Consider the following 14,794-nt stretch of genomic DNA (forward strand, 5'->3'; position numbering starts at 1 on the left):
TTTTTAAATTTTTATGCTAGAATGCGCGCTTTGTATGACAGGCCGTATTATTGAGAACGCGTTATGAATAAACAACTTGAATTAATCAAATCCGCCATTAAATCCATTCCCGATCATCCGAAGCCGGGGATTATTTTCCGTGATATTACCAGTTTGTTGGAAAATCCGGCCGCATTTCATGCGGTAGTTGACCTTATTGTCGGACGATATAAGGATAAAGGCCTGACCAAGGTGCTGGGAACAGAATCCCGTGGCTTTATTTTTGGTGCGCCGGTCGCTTTAGCATTAAATTTGCCTTTTGAATTAGTGCGTAAACCGGGCAAATTACCGCGTGAAACTATTGCTCAAAGTTATCAATTGGAATACGGCGAAGATACTTTAGAAATGCATACCGATGCGATTACGGCAGGCGATAAAGTGTTAGTCATTGATGATTTATTGGCGACTGGCGGAACCGTCGAAGCAACCGTGAAATTAGTACAACGTCTAGGCGGTGAAGTAAAAGATGCTGCATTTGTAATTAATTTACCGGATTTGGGCGGCCAAAGCCGTTTAACTGCGCTTGGCGTGGAATGTTTCACCTTAGTTGATTTTGCAGGACATTAATGAGCTATCAAGTGTTGGCCCGTAAATGGCGGCCACAAACCTTTGCCGATGTGGTGGGACAACAGCATGTGTTGGCCGCATTGGAAAATGGCTTAAGGGAAAATCGGCTACATCATGCCTATCTTTTTTCCGGAACCCGTGGCGTCGGTAAAACCTCGATTGCCCGTTTGTTTGCTAAGGGCTTAAATTGCGTGCACGGGATCACCGCCGAGCCTTGCGGAGAATGTGAAAATTGTAAAGCCATTGAAGCGGGTAACTTCATTGATTTAATCGAAATCGATGCGGCTTCCCGTACTAAAGTGGAAGACACCCGAGAATTATTGGACAACGTACAATATAAGCCGGTAGTCGGTCGTTATAAGGTGTATCTGATCGATGAAGTGCATATGTTGTCACGTCATTCGTTTAACGCGCTATTAAAAACCCTGGAAGAGCCACCGGAATATGTCAAATTTCTACTGGCTACAACGGATCCACAAAAATTACCGATTACCATTCTTTCGCGCTGTATGCAGTTTCATCTAAAAGCCTTGGATGACAAACAAATCAGTGCCCATTTGCATAAAATTTTGACTGCGGAGCAAATCCCATTTGTGGATGCGGCTTTGGATAAATTAGCCAAAGCAGCGCAGGGGAGTGTGCGTGACAGTTTAAGCCTCACGGATCAAGCCATCGCTATGGGCAATGGCAAAATTGAGTTGGAAACCGTAAATGCCATGCTCGGTTTATTGGATGAAAATCAGCCCCTTGAGATTATTTATGCCTTGCATCAAGGTAATGGCGAACGGTTGATGAAAACCATTCAAACGGTTGCCGATAAAGCGGGCGACTGGGATGAATTACTGACCGAAACGGCAGAAAAACTGCACCAAATAGCGCTATTACAATTGTTGCGTAATGCTTCTCAGGATGAAAACGATCATTTGGCTTTTTTAGCTAAGCATATGGCTCCGGAAGACGTACAATTTTTCTATCAAGTGATTGTCAGCGGTCGTCAAGAATTAAATGCCGCTCCAAATCGCCGTATCGGTGCGGAAATGACGTTATTGAGGGCGTTGGCATTCCACCCAAAGTTCCTTACGGCAGCACCCAAGGCTAACCCGCAAAGGGTTCAGCCCATTTCAACTCCGCCGGATAATTCTGCGGAAGCTATTGAAATGCGGGTGTTGTCGCAAAATATCAAAGCAACCTATTCCTCCCAACAAACCCAGAAAACTGCTAGATCAGTGCCACCACCTCAAGCACTGAGTGCAACCTCAACCTCTTCAGGTAATTTGGATTTGCCGGCCTTTGCCGCGTTGCAAGCGCTTAATCATTTATCGGCAATGGAACAGGCGGAGCGCCAGGAACAAAAGGCGGCGGAAGCACAGGCGTTGCAACAAAGTCGTCAGCAGTTGGAAGCCTTGGAGGTTGCGCAACAACAAAAATCCTCCGGGTTAACCGAGCTGCCGATTATCAAAATGACGCCACCGAAAAAACGCCCACAAGCAACGGTGCGCGTTCAAGCTGAGGTACCGGAAAGTTTTTCCCGCTTACAAAATACCATGGAAGATAATCAGGATATGGCGGAGGAAGAACAGGAAATCGAGCAACAGGAATGCCTGGATGCCGAAACCTACCGTTGGGAATGGAGTAATCCTGAATTGGCTAAATTCGATAGCGGTGTGCGTCCATCGGAAATCAAACAGGCGATTTTGCAGGGCATTACGCCGGAATTGCGGGATAAAATTATTGCTATCACGCAGGTTCAAGATCCTTGGACTGATTGGGTGGAACGTTGTGGTATTAGCGGCTTTAGCAAAGAATTGGCGCTGAATTGCTTTTTGCTGAGTCAGGATGAAAATACTCTTAATCTCGGATTGCATTCCGACAAGGTCCATTTGCGCCAAACGCGGAATATTGAAGCCTTGGCCGGAGCGCTTAGCCGTTTTCTGGAGAAACCTTTGCAATTAAACGTGCAATTAGATGATTCTGATGTGCGTACTCCGATGGATTATCGCCAAGCGACCTATCGCGAATTAAGTGATAAGGCACGCGAAGCTCTCCAACAGGATAAAAAGATCCTGTTGTTGCAAAAGGAATTTGCTGCTGTTTTGGATGTTGAAAGCATCCGTCCCGTATAATTTTTTTTTACTCTCTAAGGAAATACAATGGCGTTTAGTTCGCTTTTTACTTTATTGGATGATATTGCATCCCTGTTAGATGATGTGGCGTTAATGACCAAAGCCGCGACCAAAAAAACTGTCGGTGTGTTAGGGGATGATTTGGCATTGAATGCCAATCAGGTAGCCGGTGCCACTGCTGAACGGGAATTACCCATCGTTTGGGCGGTAGCTAAGGGCTCATTAGCCAATAAAGCTATTTTAATTCCATTGGCTTTATTACTTTCTACGTTCCTACCGGTTGCCATCATTCCTTTATTGATGCTAGGCGGTGCTTACCTTTGTTTTGAAGGTGTGGAAAAACTGCTACATAAATGGTTACCGCATGAGGAAACCGAAGAGGCGGTTGGCGCGTTTAACGAACAGGCAAAAATCAAAGGGGCAGTACGTACCGATTTCATCCTTTCGGCGGAAATTATTATTATCGCTCTTGGCGTGCTAGCGGAAAGCGAATTAACTACGCGCATCATTAGTCTCTGCGTGATTGGCGTAGCGATCACCATTTTTGTGTATGGTTTGGTTGGTTTAATCGTAAAAGCCGACGATTTTGGCCTGTATCTGATGCGTAAAGGTGGAGTAGCGGCGGCCTCAGGACGAGGTATTTTATGGGTAATGCCGAAATTTATGCGCGCCTTAAGCGTGTTGGGCACCTTGGCGATGTTCTTAGTGGGGGGCGGTATTTTTGTACATAACTGGCCTTGGTTGCATCATTGGTTGGAAAACTACGGCTTGTTAGATGGCATGCTAGAAAATCTGGCCAATTTAATTGTCGGTTTAGTCGTTGGTGCTTTAGCTTGCGCTGTGGTATTACCGGCCTTGCGTTTGATAAAAAAATAAGTCAAGCAACGAAATACAGGTTTTTAAAATCAACTCTAATAAAATCAATGACTTAGGTGTTGTTTTAAGAAAAACTCTAAAAAAAGACCCCGCGTTTTTGATGCGGGGTTTTTGTTATGCGCGGCTAGTGTAGTCGCCGATGCAGACCCATTTATAGGATGTGAGCGCTTCTAAGCCCATTGGACCGCGAGCATGCAGTTTTTGAGTGCTTACCGCAACTTCGGCTCCGAGACCAAACTGTCCACCGTCGGTGAAACGGGTACTGGCGTTTAGATAAACCGCCGCCGCATCCACTTGACGGATAAATTGGCGACCGAGCGCGATATTTTCGGTCAAGATACTTTCCGAGTGGCCTGTACCATAATGGCGGATATGCGCGATAGCTTGTTCGATGTCATCCACTAAGACCACATTTAAATCAAGGGAACCCCATTCTTGGGCCAATTCTTGTTCTTGCACGAGGCTAACATCGGCATTTAATGCTTGTAATAGATGCAAGGCATCACCCTGGGCATGGTAACGCACCTTTTTCGGTTTGAGATAATCCGTTAGGCGTTGGAGGAATTGCTCTGCAATTGAGCGTTGTAGCAACAGGGTTTCCAAGGTGTTGCAGGTGCTTGGCCGTTGCGTTTTAGCATTACTAATCACTTCTAACGCTTTTTGCTGGTCGGCACTTTGTTCTACGAAAAGATGGCATACGCCCACGCCACCAACAATTACCGGAATGGTGGAATGTTGTTTGCATAGTTCATGTAAGCCGGCACCACCACGCGGAATAATCATATCCACGTAGCGATCGAGTTTTAACAATTGCATTACGAGATCGCGATTAGGATCGGTGATTGCCTGTACCGCATGCGGCGGTAGACCGGCTAAGCGTAGGGCTTGTTGCACCACTTCAACTAAGATCTCATTGGAATGTCGGGTTTCTTTACCGCCTCGCAAAATGACTGCATTACCGGTTTTGATGCATAGTGAAGCAACATCAATGGTAACGTTTGGACGGGCTTCATAAATTGTGCCGATCACTCCTAGCGGAGTACGGATACGTTCAATTTTTAGACCGTTGTCGAGTACGCCACCATCGATGATTTTTCCAACCGGATCGGCAAGGGAAATGACATGGCGTACATCGTTGGCAATAGATTGTAATCGTTCCGGTGTGAGCAATAGGCGATCAATAAGAGCTTCCGATAGGCCGTTTTCGCGGGCTGTGGCAATATCCAGTTGATTGGCTGCGAGAATGGCCGCGGATTGCATTTCCAACTGTTCGGCAATAATTTTAAGAGCATGATTTTTTTGAGCGGTGGAAAGTTGCGCCAATATGAAGGCGGCCTGTTTGGCCTGGCGGCCCATTTCTTCTAACATAATGATCCTTATTGATTTTTTTAAAATTTATTTGGTTTTTGGTGGGAGTTTATCGCTGTGATCGTCATCCGGTTGTTGGTAATCGAATACCGGCAACCCCCAGCCATAATGTAGTGCTAGCATACGCAGGCTAAAGCCGCTAAATAATGTAATCAGCACAGAAATATTGTGTTCGACATTGAGTGCCTGTAATCCCATGTATACCACGGCAGAGAAGAAGGACACACTGGCGTAGAGTTCTTTTTGGAACACCAGCGGAATACGATTACATAACAGATCGCGCAATACACCACCAAATGCGCCTGTGGTGGTGGCGGCAATCGAAACAATTGTGAAACCATAACCCATATCCATGGCGATTTGAGCCCCAATAATGGAATAAACAATTAACCCAACAGCATCCAATACCAAGAAAATAGTGCGGAAATAACGCATGAAATGATTAATAAAAGGGGCGATAAACACGGTGAGAACGGCAGCACTGGCAACCATAATAAAATATTCGGGGTGTTTTACCCAACCGAGTGGATAGTGGCCAAGCAACACATCGCGAACCGTGCCGCCACCAATAGCGGTTACGCAGGCGATGATAATCACGCCAAAAATATCCATTTTTTGTCGACCGGCGGCGAGAGCGCCGGTGATGCCTTCGGCGGTAATGCCGATAATATATAACACGGTGAGTAGCATGAAAGGTCGTCCAAATAGGGCTGAATGTCACTGCAAAAGTGTCGCGTATTTTAAAAGGGAAAGGGGCAAAATGCACGGAACTCTTTCAAAAAAAACGTTTTTTTGTATAATGGTCGCTCTCTTTTGTCGGGGAAATTTTATGTCTGAAGAACAATCCAAACTTGTTGCCCTGTCTGCAGCGTTAGTGCCATCGGTGCTCTTATTGGCCATCGAATATCTGATAGGGCAGCTAACCGCGCAACAGGCCATATTGCCGTATTTTGCTTTTGCCTTATTATTTGGCCAATTACTTTGTTTGATTGTTTTTGTAAAAGGCCAAATTTGCCCGGGGCAGCGTAGTCGGTTGATTCGGGCAAACAGCGCACTAGCTTTGTATTGGATCGTTTGGCTGGCATTCGCCTTGTTACAACAAAATACCTCGCTGATTGCCTATGCAGTATGCGGTTTATGCGCTTGTTATGCGGTATTTACCCAACCGAAGGATGCTCAGGCCGGCCGTGGCTTTTTATTGATGGCAGCTGCTGTGTGTGGTTTAGGCATGCTGGGGTATTTGAGTGTGTTTCTTTCGGTAGCAAACGCCGATTTTCTTCGCTTTAATCCCTTTGCCCAATTGGTCGTCGGTGTATTCATCGCGAATATAGCATTGGTGGTGGCGCGTAATCGGGTGCAAGGATTTATTGCTTTGCTACCATTGTTGGCGATTGCATTGTTGGCAATCAATGCGTTTGCTGTGTTGGTTTGGCTATTTTTCCATGCTGAATTGAACGAATTGCAAACACTGGCAATGGCGATTTATTTCGTGGTGCATGTATTGATGGCGGGCAGTTTATTATGGGCAGGCTTGAAAAATCATAAACTCAATTATAATGGTCTGTTAATTCTCTTCTTTATGGTGGCTTCGCTACCGCTATGGAGTGCTTTTATTTAATGGAAAAGCAAGTTTATGCTGCGCCCTTATTGATAGCTGGTTGTGTCCTATTTGGCTTGGGAAGCATTATTGTAAAATTTGTACCCGTAGGTGGTTATGCCATTGCTTCTTGGCGTTTATTAATCGCTTCGGGGATTTTTTTCATCTTGATGAAACTCAAACGACAGCGTTTGCCGAGCCATCCAAGGGCATTGCTCTATTGCGCCTTAGCTGGAGTTTTTCTGGCATTCGATTTGGCCTTTTGGCATGAAAGTATTTATGCCGTGGGCCCAGGCATTTCTACCTTACTCAATAGTCTGCAAATATTCTTTTTGGCCGCGATCGGTTATGTATTTTTTGCCGAGCGACAAAGCAAATTACAGTTAATCAGTTTATTGTTGGCGGTTATTGGTGTTGTACTGATTACTGGGAAGGAATTAAGTCATAATCTTGAGGGGATTTACGGCATTATTATCGGTTTAGTCTCAGCGGGCATGTTAGCCGCATCCATGGTTATGCTGAAGCAGGTGCATAAGGCACAGGTGACGGGCTTATTTCCATTGATGTTTTTATTAAGCCTAAGCGGTGCCTTGGTGCTGATTATTCCATCGTTGTACTTCAATTTTGACCATCTCTATCCAACCAATTGGACGGATTGGGGCTTAATTTTTATTTATGGTGCGGTGATGCAATGTGTAGCTTGGGGGGCGATTGCCTATGCGATTCCGATGTTGCCGTTGGGGCTAACCGGCTTATTACTGCTCAGCGAGCCGGTAATTGCATTGTTTATTGATTATTTCGGTTTGGATAAGGCAATAGACGGTTGGCAATGGTTTGGCGCTTCATTGACCTTATTGGCAATTTATTTAGGTTCCTTTAAACCTAAAACCAAAAAAGTGCGGTAAAAACCGCACTTTTTGTTTGTTAATTTTAGACTTTATCTTTGAATTCCGCCGCCTTGGTTTTTAGATATTGATAAAGCTCATCTTTAATCCGTAATTTCTCTTTTTTAAGGTTCTCAATTTCCGTATGAGTTGCGAGCTTAATATTTTCCACTTTATTTTTAATATCTTGATCTAATTGGTTATGTTTTTCAAAAAGGCGGTCAAAGTATTGATCTTTTTCGCTTTTTAGTTTGGTAATTAAATCTCGAAATTCTGGAAACATAGGCTTCTCCTGTTGGTTGATAACTCAGAGTTATACTACTCCTTCAATGTCTAAAATAAACCCCATAAAAGAAAAACTGTGAGGCTGCTCACAAAAAAATCCTCTTGTTTTTTTACGCTTTTTTTATGTTCAACAAGGCGCTGCAACTGGTTTATTCCGCTAAAGCGCGTTAGAATAAGGACGAATTAATCTTCACTTTTTATAAGGAATAAGCATGATCGATCCGAATTTACTGCGTAGCGAGTTAGCCGAAACCGCCGAATTATTAAAACAAAAACGTAATTTCATTCTAGATACGGCACTGTTAACTTCCCTTGAATCCCGTCGTAAAGAGCTTCAAGTGAAAACCGAAACATTACAGGCCGAACGTAATGCCCGTTCTAAAGCGATTGGTGCGGCCAAAGCTCGTGGCGAAGATATCGCGCCATTATTAGCTGAAGTGGACAACATGGGCGCAGAATTGGATGCGGCTAAAAAAGAATTAGACGAAGTGTTGGCTGAGTGGAATCAAATTGCATTAAGCGTTCCGAATTTACCGGCTGCAGAAGTGCCGTTGGGTAAAGACGATAGTGAGAACCTTGAAGTGAGCCGTTGGGGCGAACCGCGCCAATTTGATTTTGAGATCAAAGATCATGTTTCCTTGGGTGAACAGGCTGATGGTTTAGATTTTGCCGCCGGTGCCAAATTAGCAGGTGCACGCTTTGCCGTGATGAAAGGCCAAATTGCCAAAATGCACCGTGCTTTATCACAATTTATGTTGGATTTACACACCGAACAACACGGTTATTTGGAAACCTACGTGCCTTATTTAGTGAACCATGCAACCCTTTACGGTACCGGTCAATTACCAAAATTTGGTGAAGATTTATTCCACACCGTTGCGTTGGAAGACGAACAGCCTTATGCCTTAATTCCGACAGCCGAAGTGCCGGTTACCAACTTGGTCCGTGATGTGATTATTGATGAAGCTGAATTGCCAATCAAAATGACTGCACATACACCATGTTTCCGCTCTGAAGCCGGTTCTTATGGCCGTGATACTCGCGGACTGATTCGTATGCACCAATTTGATAAAGTTGAGATGGTACAAATCGTTGACCCAGATAAATCCATGGAAGCCTTGGAAGAATTGACCGGCCATGCGGAAAAAGTATTGCAATTATTGAACTTGCCATATCGTAAAGTGTTGCTTTGCACCGGTGATATGGGCTTTGGTTCTTGCAAAACCTACGATTTGGAAGTGTGGGTTCCGGCACAAAATACTTACCGTGAAATTTCTTCCTGTTCTAATATGTGGGATTTCCAAGCCCGTCGTATGCAAGCCCGTTGCAAAGCTAAAGGTGATAAGAAAACCCGTTTAGTGCACACCTTAAATGGCTCAGGTTTAGCGGTTGGCCGTACCTTAGTAGCCGTGTTGGAAAACTATCAAAATGCAGATGGTTCGATTACGGTGCCGGAAGTATTACGTCCTTATATGGGTGGTTTAACCCAAATCGGCTAATCGATAAAAGCCAATAAAAAAGTGCGGTCAGTTAACCGCACTTTTTTATGTCCTTAAATGTGACATTAAAACGCCCCATGAATATCCTTTAAATTTACAAAAATCAAATGTAACTCATTGATTTTATTGATATGATATTTCAAGAGAGATAACGTGACAGGGCTTTTGCTTATTCTTTTATATGCATTTTAGTTACCCAATTTTCAATTAAGCGCTTACCTTCATCAGCTTGGCCGAAGCGGATAAAATCAATATTAATCAATTTTAATTGGCTTGCCGGTGTAAACCCTGGAGCCGCTGAGGCGTTGATATTAGTCGGCAGCTGATAGGCCTCTGCCTCGCGCCAGGCCAGTTCCTGCGCTTCTTTGGAGAGTGCAAAATCGATAAAGGCCTTGGCATTTTCCAAGTTACGTGCCCCTTTGATAATACTGGTTGCGCCTAGGGCATAACCAACACCTTCGCAAGGTTCAATGCCTTCCACCGGAGCGCCCTGGCTTTTTTCCTTGGCATAATTCAGCATAAAGCCGATGTCGATTGCCACATCACCACTGGCTAAGGCACTGGTTGCTAAGCCACTTTTAGTGTATTGCAGGATATTGTTATCCAGTGCTTGCAAGTAGGCATCAGTTTTACTTTCACCCCAAAGGGAAATAAGCGTGCTGAGAATGGAATATCCGGTGCCGGAAACCCGTGGATCGGCATATTGAATGAGGCCTTTAAATTCGGGCTTGGTTAAATCGGCAAAACATTTTGGTGGGGCAATGCCAAGCTCAGCCAATTTTTTGGTGTTAATACCAAAACCGACTTCCATTAAATAAATAATCGATGTGAATTCACCGCGTTTGCGCATTAGTTGATTAAATTGCGGCAAAATTTCCTGCTGCTTAGGGGATCGATAAGCAGCTAATAGTCCTAGCTCGGCTGCCTGTAAATGGGGCTCGATAGTTCCGCCATACCACACATCCGCTTGTGGATTATCCTTTTCCGCTTTCAATTTTCCTAATACAGCACCACTACTTAAGCGCACAAATTGAGCCTGTACATTATATTGTTGGGAAAATTGCTGGGTAACCTTTTCACAGGCAGTATTTTGCATACTGCAATACACCGTTAATTTCCCTTCAGCTACACTTTCTAGCGCACTAGTGAGGCCGAATAGAGCAAGTAAGGTGGAACGGAGAGAAAGGGAACGAAAATGAATCAAAGCAGACTCCTTCAAGGGCAAAAATGCACGCAGTATAGGCAGTTGCAAGATCCTTGTAAATTGTAATTGTGACCAATTGTCTTCAAATGGGCAAAAAATCGCCGTTGTTTTCAAAGCGGAATTTCTCTATAATTCCCTGTAAATTTAAACAGATAAATAAACGTAAAATGACGGATTTTTCACAATTACTTGATGGTTTAAACGATAAGCAACGGGAAGCGGTAGCCGCCCCTTTAGGCAATTATTTAGTTCTGGCTGGCGCGGGGAGTGGTAAAACCCGGGTATTAACCCATCGTATTGCTTGGCTGATTGCAGTAGAGAATATTCCGGAAGGCGCCATTATGGCCGTGACTTTTACCAACAAAGCCGCAGCAGAAATGAAACAGCGGATCCAAACCACATTGGCCGAGTATTCTCAACAGGGATTATTTGGCATGTGGATCGGGACTTTTCACAGTATTGCCCATCGTTTATTACGTGCGCATCATGCAGATGTTAATTTGCCGCAGGATTTCCAGATTTTAGATTCTGAAGATCAATTACGTTTACTGAAACGTCTTTTGAAATTACATAATTATGATGAAAAAGCCTTTCCGCCAAAACAGGCCTGCTGGTATATCAATAATAAAAAAGATGAGGGCTTACGGCCTTCGGATATTGACGCCCATCAGGATAAACAAGAGCGGGAATGGATTCGGATTTATCAAATTTATCAAGACACCTGCGATCGTGCCGGTTTGGTGGATTTTGCCGAGTTACTGTTGCGTGCCTATGAGTTATTTGCCAAGAAGCCTTTAATTTTAGAGCGCTATCAACAACGTTTTCAGCACATATTGGTGGATGAGTTTCAGGATACCAATAATATTCAATATGCTTGGATTAAAATTTTAGCCGGCCAAACAGGGCGGGTAATGATTGTGGGGGATGACGATCAATCGATTTATGGTTGGCGTGGGGCGCAGGTGGAAAATATCCAGCGTTTTCTGAAGGATTTCAAAGCGGAAACAATTCGCTTAGAACAAAATTATCGTTCTACCGGCAATATTTTAAAAAGTGCTAATGAATTGATTGCCAATAATAGTGATCGGCTTGGTAAAAATTTGTGGACAGAGGGACAAGAGGGCGAAAAAGTCGGAATCTATGCAGCGTTTAATGAATTGGACGAGGCTAAATTTGTGGCTTCGCAAATTGAAAGCTGGTTAGCAGAGGGCGGTAAACTCAATGATTGCGCTATTTTGTATCGTAGCAACAGCCAGTCACGGGTTATCGAAGAGGCTTTGATTCGCACTAATATTCCTTATCGGATTTATGGTGGTATGCGATTCTTTGAACGCCAGGAAATTAAGGATGCGTTAGCCTATTTACGACTGATTAATAATCGTCAGGACGATGCGGCCTTTGAACGTGTAATTAATACACCGACCCGTGGGATTGGCGATAGAACCTTAGAGATTTTGCGCCATTTAACCCGCGAGCGCCAAGTGACTTTATGGCAGGCGGTGCAATTAGCTGTACAGGAAAATCAGCTGAATGGCCGAGCTGCCGGTGCGTTATTGCGTTTTCAAGAGTTAATTAATGCTTTGGCGGTAGATATTGAAGAGATGTCATTATTTGCCCAAACCGATTATGTGATTAAACATTCAGGTCTATACGATATGTACAAACAGGAAAAGGGCGAGAAAGGTGAAGTACGAATCGAAAACTTGGAAGAGTTAGTGACGGCAACCCGTGAGTTTGTTAAACCGGAAGAAGCTGAGGATATGAGTGATTTAACCGCGTTTTTAACCCATGCGTCCTTAGAGGCCGGTGAAGAACAAGCCTCTCCACATCAGGCTTGTGTGGAAATGATGACACTGCATTCTGCGAAAGGATTGGAATTTCCACGGGTATTTATGGTGGGAGTCGAAGAAGGATTATTTCCTAGTTTCCGTTCATTCGAGGAGCCGGGGCGCTTAGAGGAAGAGCGACGTTTGGCCTATGTAGGAATTACTCGTGCGAAACAAAAACTAACGATTTGTTATGCAGAAAGTCGTCGATTATATGCTAAAGAAGAGCGCCATTTACCTTCCCGTTTTATTGGTGAGTTACCGCCAGAATGTGTTCAGGAGATTCGTTTACGCGGTACTGTAACCCGAGCGCTTAATCAAGCTAAAGTAGGTAGTTTGCCATCGGTGGATACTGGTAGTGGTTGGAAACTGGGGCAAAAAGTCAAACATGAGAAATTTGGACTGGGAACAGTGATTAATGTGGAAGGAGTTGAAAACAATACCCGTCTGCAAATTGCCTTTCAGTCGCAAGGCATTAAGTGGTTGATTGCGCATTTGGCAAAATTGGAAAAAGTACGATAGAATCGGGACGATTCGTAAATTTGCACAGAAGTGCGGTGATTGTTGATTTCAGGTCATATTGCGTTTTCAAACAATCTACCGCATTTTTTCATTTTGGTAACCGTATGTTTAAATTTATCTTCAAACGCATTTTTATGGTGCTTCCCACCTTTATTGCGATTACCTTTGTTACCTTTGCATTGGTTCATTTGATCCCGGGCGATCCGGTAGAAATTATGATGGGCGAACGAGGTTTAACGCCGGAAGTTCATCAACAACTAATGCACCAATTAGGGTTGGATCTGCCACTTTATCAACAATATTTCAACTATATTGGCAATGTTCTGCAAGGCAATTTCGGTGAATCCTTCCGAACCCATCAACCGGTAATGAAAGAATTTTTTACACTATTCCCTGCAACCATGGAATTGGCGTTCTTTGCTTTGTTTTGGTCATTATTGGGGGGAATTATTCTAGGAACTATTGCCGCAGTGAAAAAAGATACTTGGATTTCCCATACGGTGACCGCGCTTTCCTTAACCGGGTATTCAATGCCAATTTTCTGGTGGGGATTGATTTTAGTTCTCTATGTTTCCGGCCCACTAGGTTTGCCTCCGGACGGACGTTTATCCAGTGACTTTTGGATTGATACGCCGACCGGATTTATGCTTATTGACACATTGCTTTCTGGTCAGCCGGGAGCCTTTGTTGATGCACTGAAATCCTTGATTTTACCTTCTATTGTATTAGGCACCATTCCTTTAGCGGTGGTGACCCGCATGACCCGTTCGGCAATGTTGGAGGTGCTGGGCGAGGATTATATTCGTACAGCCAAGGCGAAGGGATTAGGTTATTGGCGAGTCATTATTGTACATGCCTTGCGTAATGCATTGATTCCGGTGGTGACGGTGGTGGGATTAATTGTCGGCCAATTATTATCCGGTGCAGTATTGACTGAAACTATCTTTTCTTGGCCTGGAATCGGTAAATGGATTATCGATGCGATAACCAACCGTGATTATCCAGTTTTACAGGGTTCAGTGTTGATTATTGCGACCATTATCATCACAGTTAATTTAACCATTGATCTTTTATACGGTGCGCTTAATCCGCGTATTCGCCACTAGCGGAGATATTGAATGACGAAAAATCTTGATATTCAGCCAAGTTCTCCGTTACAGGAGTTTTGGTTTTATTTTAAACAAAATCGCAGCGCAGTTATCGGCCTAGGATTTATTTTCCTCGTGCTGTTAATTAGTGTATTTGCCCCTTGGATTGCGCCTTTTGATCCTACTGAACAAAATCGTGCGGCCTTATTGTTACCGCCAGCTTGGTATGAGGGTGGCAATTCCGCTTATTTATTGGGAACCGATGATATTGGACGAGATATCTTGTCGCGAATTATTTATGGTACCCGCATTTCCGTGTTTGCCGGTTTTATTATCGTATTGTTGTCCTGCATTTTAGGAACCAGCTTGGGATTATTATCGGGTTTTTACGGCGGAGCATTAGATACATTAGTCATGCGCTGTATTGATATTATGCTGGCGATTCCTAATTTATTGCTGACTATTGTGGTGGTATCTATTTTGGAGCCCTCGCTAACTAATGCAACCTTAGCTATTGCGGTGGTTTCAATCCCAAGTTATGTGCGGCTAACCCGAGCAGCAGTACTCAATGAGAAAAATCGAGATTATGTGACCGCTTCCAAGGTGGTCGGTGCCGGTGTTTTACGCTTAATGTTTGTGGTGATTTTACCCAATTGTTTGGCTCCGTTGATTGTGCAAATGACGATGGGGATTTCCAATGCAATTTTGGAATTGGCTACCCTAGGATTCTTAGGGATTGGCGCTAAACCACCGACACCGGAATTAGGCACCATGCTTTCCGAATCCCGTAGTTTTATGCAGGCAGCGAACTGGTTGGTTACCATTCCGGGATTAGTGATTTTATCCCTGGTATTAGCCTTTAACTTAATGGGCGACGGTTTACGCGATGCCCTCGATCCAAAACTAAAACAGTAGG

Annotated in this window: 13 protein-coding genes; 9 read left to right on the forward strand and 4 right to left on the reverse strand. The window is 44.0% G+C overall.

The features are described from left to right. Positions 1-63 precede the first annotated feature (63 nt). Genes apt through CKV74_RS06885 form a run of 3 tightly spaced genes read left to right on the forward strand, consistent with a single transcriptional unit; the run spans position 64 to position 3,605 of the window. Positions 64-606 (forward strand): adenine phosphoribosyltransferase, encoded by a 543-nt coding sequence (gene apt / locus CKV74_RS06875; RefSeq protein WP_007243208.1) that lies wholly within the window; start codon positions 64-66, stop codon positions 604-606. Further along, entirely contained in the window at positions 606-2,729 is a 2,124-nt protein-coding gene (dnaX, locus tag CKV74_RS06880; protein WP_007243189.1) for a DNA polymerase III subunit gamma/tau, read from the forward strand. Before apt ends, dnaX begins: the two co-directional genes overlap by 1 nt. A 27-nt stretch (positions 2,730-2,756) precedes the next feature. After that, complete coding sequence (locus CKV74_RS06885) at positions 2,757-3,605, forward strand: DUF808 domain-containing protein (protein WP_095176922.1); 849 nt, start codon at positions 2,757-2,759, stop codon at positions 3,603-3,605. Positions 3,606-3,719: 114 nt separating this feature from the next. Here CKV74_RS06885 and proA read toward each other — a convergent pair whose 3' ends face one another. Continuing rightward, entirely contained in the window at positions 3,720-4,973 is a 1,254-nt protein-coding gene (gene proA / locus CKV74_RS06890; protein ID WP_095176923.1) for a glutamate-5-semialdehyde dehydrogenase, read from the reverse strand. Positions 4,974-5,000: 27 nt separating this feature from the next. Further along, positions 5,001-5,663, reverse strand: coding sequence for a trimeric intracellular cation channel family protein (locus tag CKV74_RS06895; RefSeq protein ID WP_007243204.1), 663 nt, complete (start codon positions 5,661-5,663; stop codon positions 5,001-5,003). 139 nt (positions 5,664-5,802) lie between these two features. On the opposite strand from CKV74_RS06895, the gene CKV74_RS06900 reads away from it, so the two are divergent. Together CKV74_RS06900 and CKV74_RS06905 are read left to right on the forward strand one after the other, a co-directional pair. Further along, positions 5,803-6,591 (forward strand): HI_1241 family integral membrane domain, encoded by a 789-nt coding sequence (locus CKV74_RS06900; protein ID WP_007243200.1) that lies wholly within the window; start codon positions 5,803-5,805, stop codon positions 6,589-6,591. Next, positions 6,591-7,475, forward strand: a complete 885-nt coding sequence (locus CKV74_RS06905) for a DMT family transporter (RefSeq protein ID WP_095176924.1) — start codon at positions 6,591-6,593, stop codon at positions 7,473-7,475. The genes CKV74_RS06900 and CKV74_RS06905 overlap by 1 nt, the downstream gene beginning before the upstream one ends. Before the next feature lie 25 nt (positions 7,476-7,500). On the opposite strand, the gene CKV74_RS06910 is transcribed toward CKV74_RS06905, so the two are convergent. After that, a complete protein-coding gene (locus CKV74_RS06910) occupies positions 7,501-7,737 on the reverse strand; it encodes an HP1242/YdcH family protein (RefSeq protein WP_007243198.1) in 237 nt (78 codons plus the stop codon). A gap of 214 nt (positions 7,738-7,951) precedes the next feature. Here CKV74_RS06910 and serS point away from each other — a divergent pair, with 214 nt between their 5' ends. Beyond that, positions 7,952-9,238, forward strand: coding sequence for a serine--tRNA ligase (gene serS / locus CKV74_RS06915; protein ID WP_007243214.1), 1,287 nt, complete (start codon positions 7,952-7,954; stop codon positions 9,236-9,238). Between the two features lie 169 nt (positions 9,239-9,407). Here serS and CKV74_RS06920 read toward each other — a convergent pair whose 3' ends face one another. Then, positions 9,408-10,442, reverse strand: coding sequence for an ABC transporter substrate-binding protein (locus CKV74_RS06920; protein ID WP_007243535.1), 1,035 nt, complete (start codon positions 10,440-10,442; stop codon positions 9,408-9,410). Between the two features lie 167 nt (positions 10,443-10,609). On the opposite strand from CKV74_RS06920, the gene uvrD reads away from it, so the two are divergent. The 3 genes from uvrD (at position 10,610) to CKV74_RS06935 (ending at position 14,793) form a co-directional block, all read left to right on the forward strand. Beyond that, entirely contained in the window at positions 10,610-12,790 is a 2,181-nt protein-coding gene (gene uvrD, locus CKV74_RS06925; protein WP_007243541.1) for a DNA helicase II, read from the forward strand. A 104-nt stretch (positions 12,791-12,894) separates the two neighbouring features. Next, positions 12,895-13,896 carry an ABC transporter permease subunit gene (locus CKV74_RS06930; RefSeq protein WP_007243540.1) on the forward strand — a complete coding sequence of 334 codons (1,002 nt, stop codon included), beginning with the start codon at positions 12,895-12,897 and terminating at the stop codon, positions 13,894-13,896. 12 nt (positions 13,897-13,908) lie between these two features. Beyond that, positions 13,909-14,793, forward strand: coding sequence for an ABC transporter permease subunit (locus CKV74_RS06935; protein WP_007243537.1), 885 nt, complete (start codon positions 13,909-13,911; stop codon positions 14,791-14,793). Position 14,794: the final 1 nt, after the last annotated feature.

The sequence above is a fragment of the Haemophilus pittmaniae genome, from assembly GCF_900186995.1.
In the GTDB taxonomy this organism is placed as follows: Bacteria; Pseudomonadota; Gammaproteobacteria; order Enterobacterales; family Pasteurellaceae; genus Haemophilus_D; species Haemophilus_D pittmaniae.

Bases quoted from the DNA above. Each gene is read 5' to 3' on its own strand.
- apt (WP_007243208.1), top strand. From the start codon at position 64: ATGAATAAACAACTTGAATTAATCAAATCCGCCATTAAATCCATTCCC.
- dnaX (WP_007243189.1), top strand. From the start codon at position 606: ATGAGCTATCAAGTGTTGGCCCGTAAATGGCGGCCACAAACCTTTGCC.
- CKV74_RS06885 (WP_095176922.1), top strand. From the start codon at position 2,757: ATGGCGTTTAGTTCGCTTTTTACTTTATTGGATGATATTGCATCCCTG.
- proA (WP_095176923.1), bottom strand. From the start codon at position 4,973: ATGTTAGAAGAAATGGGCCGCCAGGCCAAACAGGCCGCCTTCATATTG.
- CKV74_RS06895 (WP_007243204.1), bottom strand. From the start codon at position 5,663: ATGCTACTCACCGTGTTATATATTATCGGCATTACCGCCGAAGGCATC.
- CKV74_RS06900 (WP_007243200.1), top strand. From the start codon at position 5,803: ATGTCTGAAGAACAATCCAAACTTGTTGCCCTGTCTGCAGCGTTAGTG.
- CKV74_RS06905 (WP_095176924.1), top strand. From the start codon at position 6,591: ATGGAAAAGCAAGTTTATGCTGCGCCCTTATTGATAGCTGGTTGTGTC.
- CKV74_RS06910 (WP_007243198.1), bottom strand. From the start codon at position 7,737: ATGTTTCCAGAATTTCGAGATTTAATTACCAAACTAAAAAGCGAAAAA.
- serS (WP_007243214.1), top strand. From the start codon at position 7,952: ATGATCGATCCGAATTTACTGCGTAGCGAGTTAGCCGAAACCGCCGAA.
- uvrD (WP_007243541.1), top strand. From the start codon at position 10,610: ATGACGGATTTTTCACAATTACTTGATGGTTTAAACGATAAGCAACGG.
- CKV74_RS06930 (WP_007243540.1), top strand. From the start codon at position 12,895: ATGTTTAAATTTATCTTCAAACGCATTTTTATGGTGCTTCCCACCTTT.
- CKV74_RS06935 (WP_007243537.1), top strand. From the start codon at position 13,909: ATGACGAAAAATCTTGATATTCAGCCAAGTTCTCCGTTACAGGAGTTT.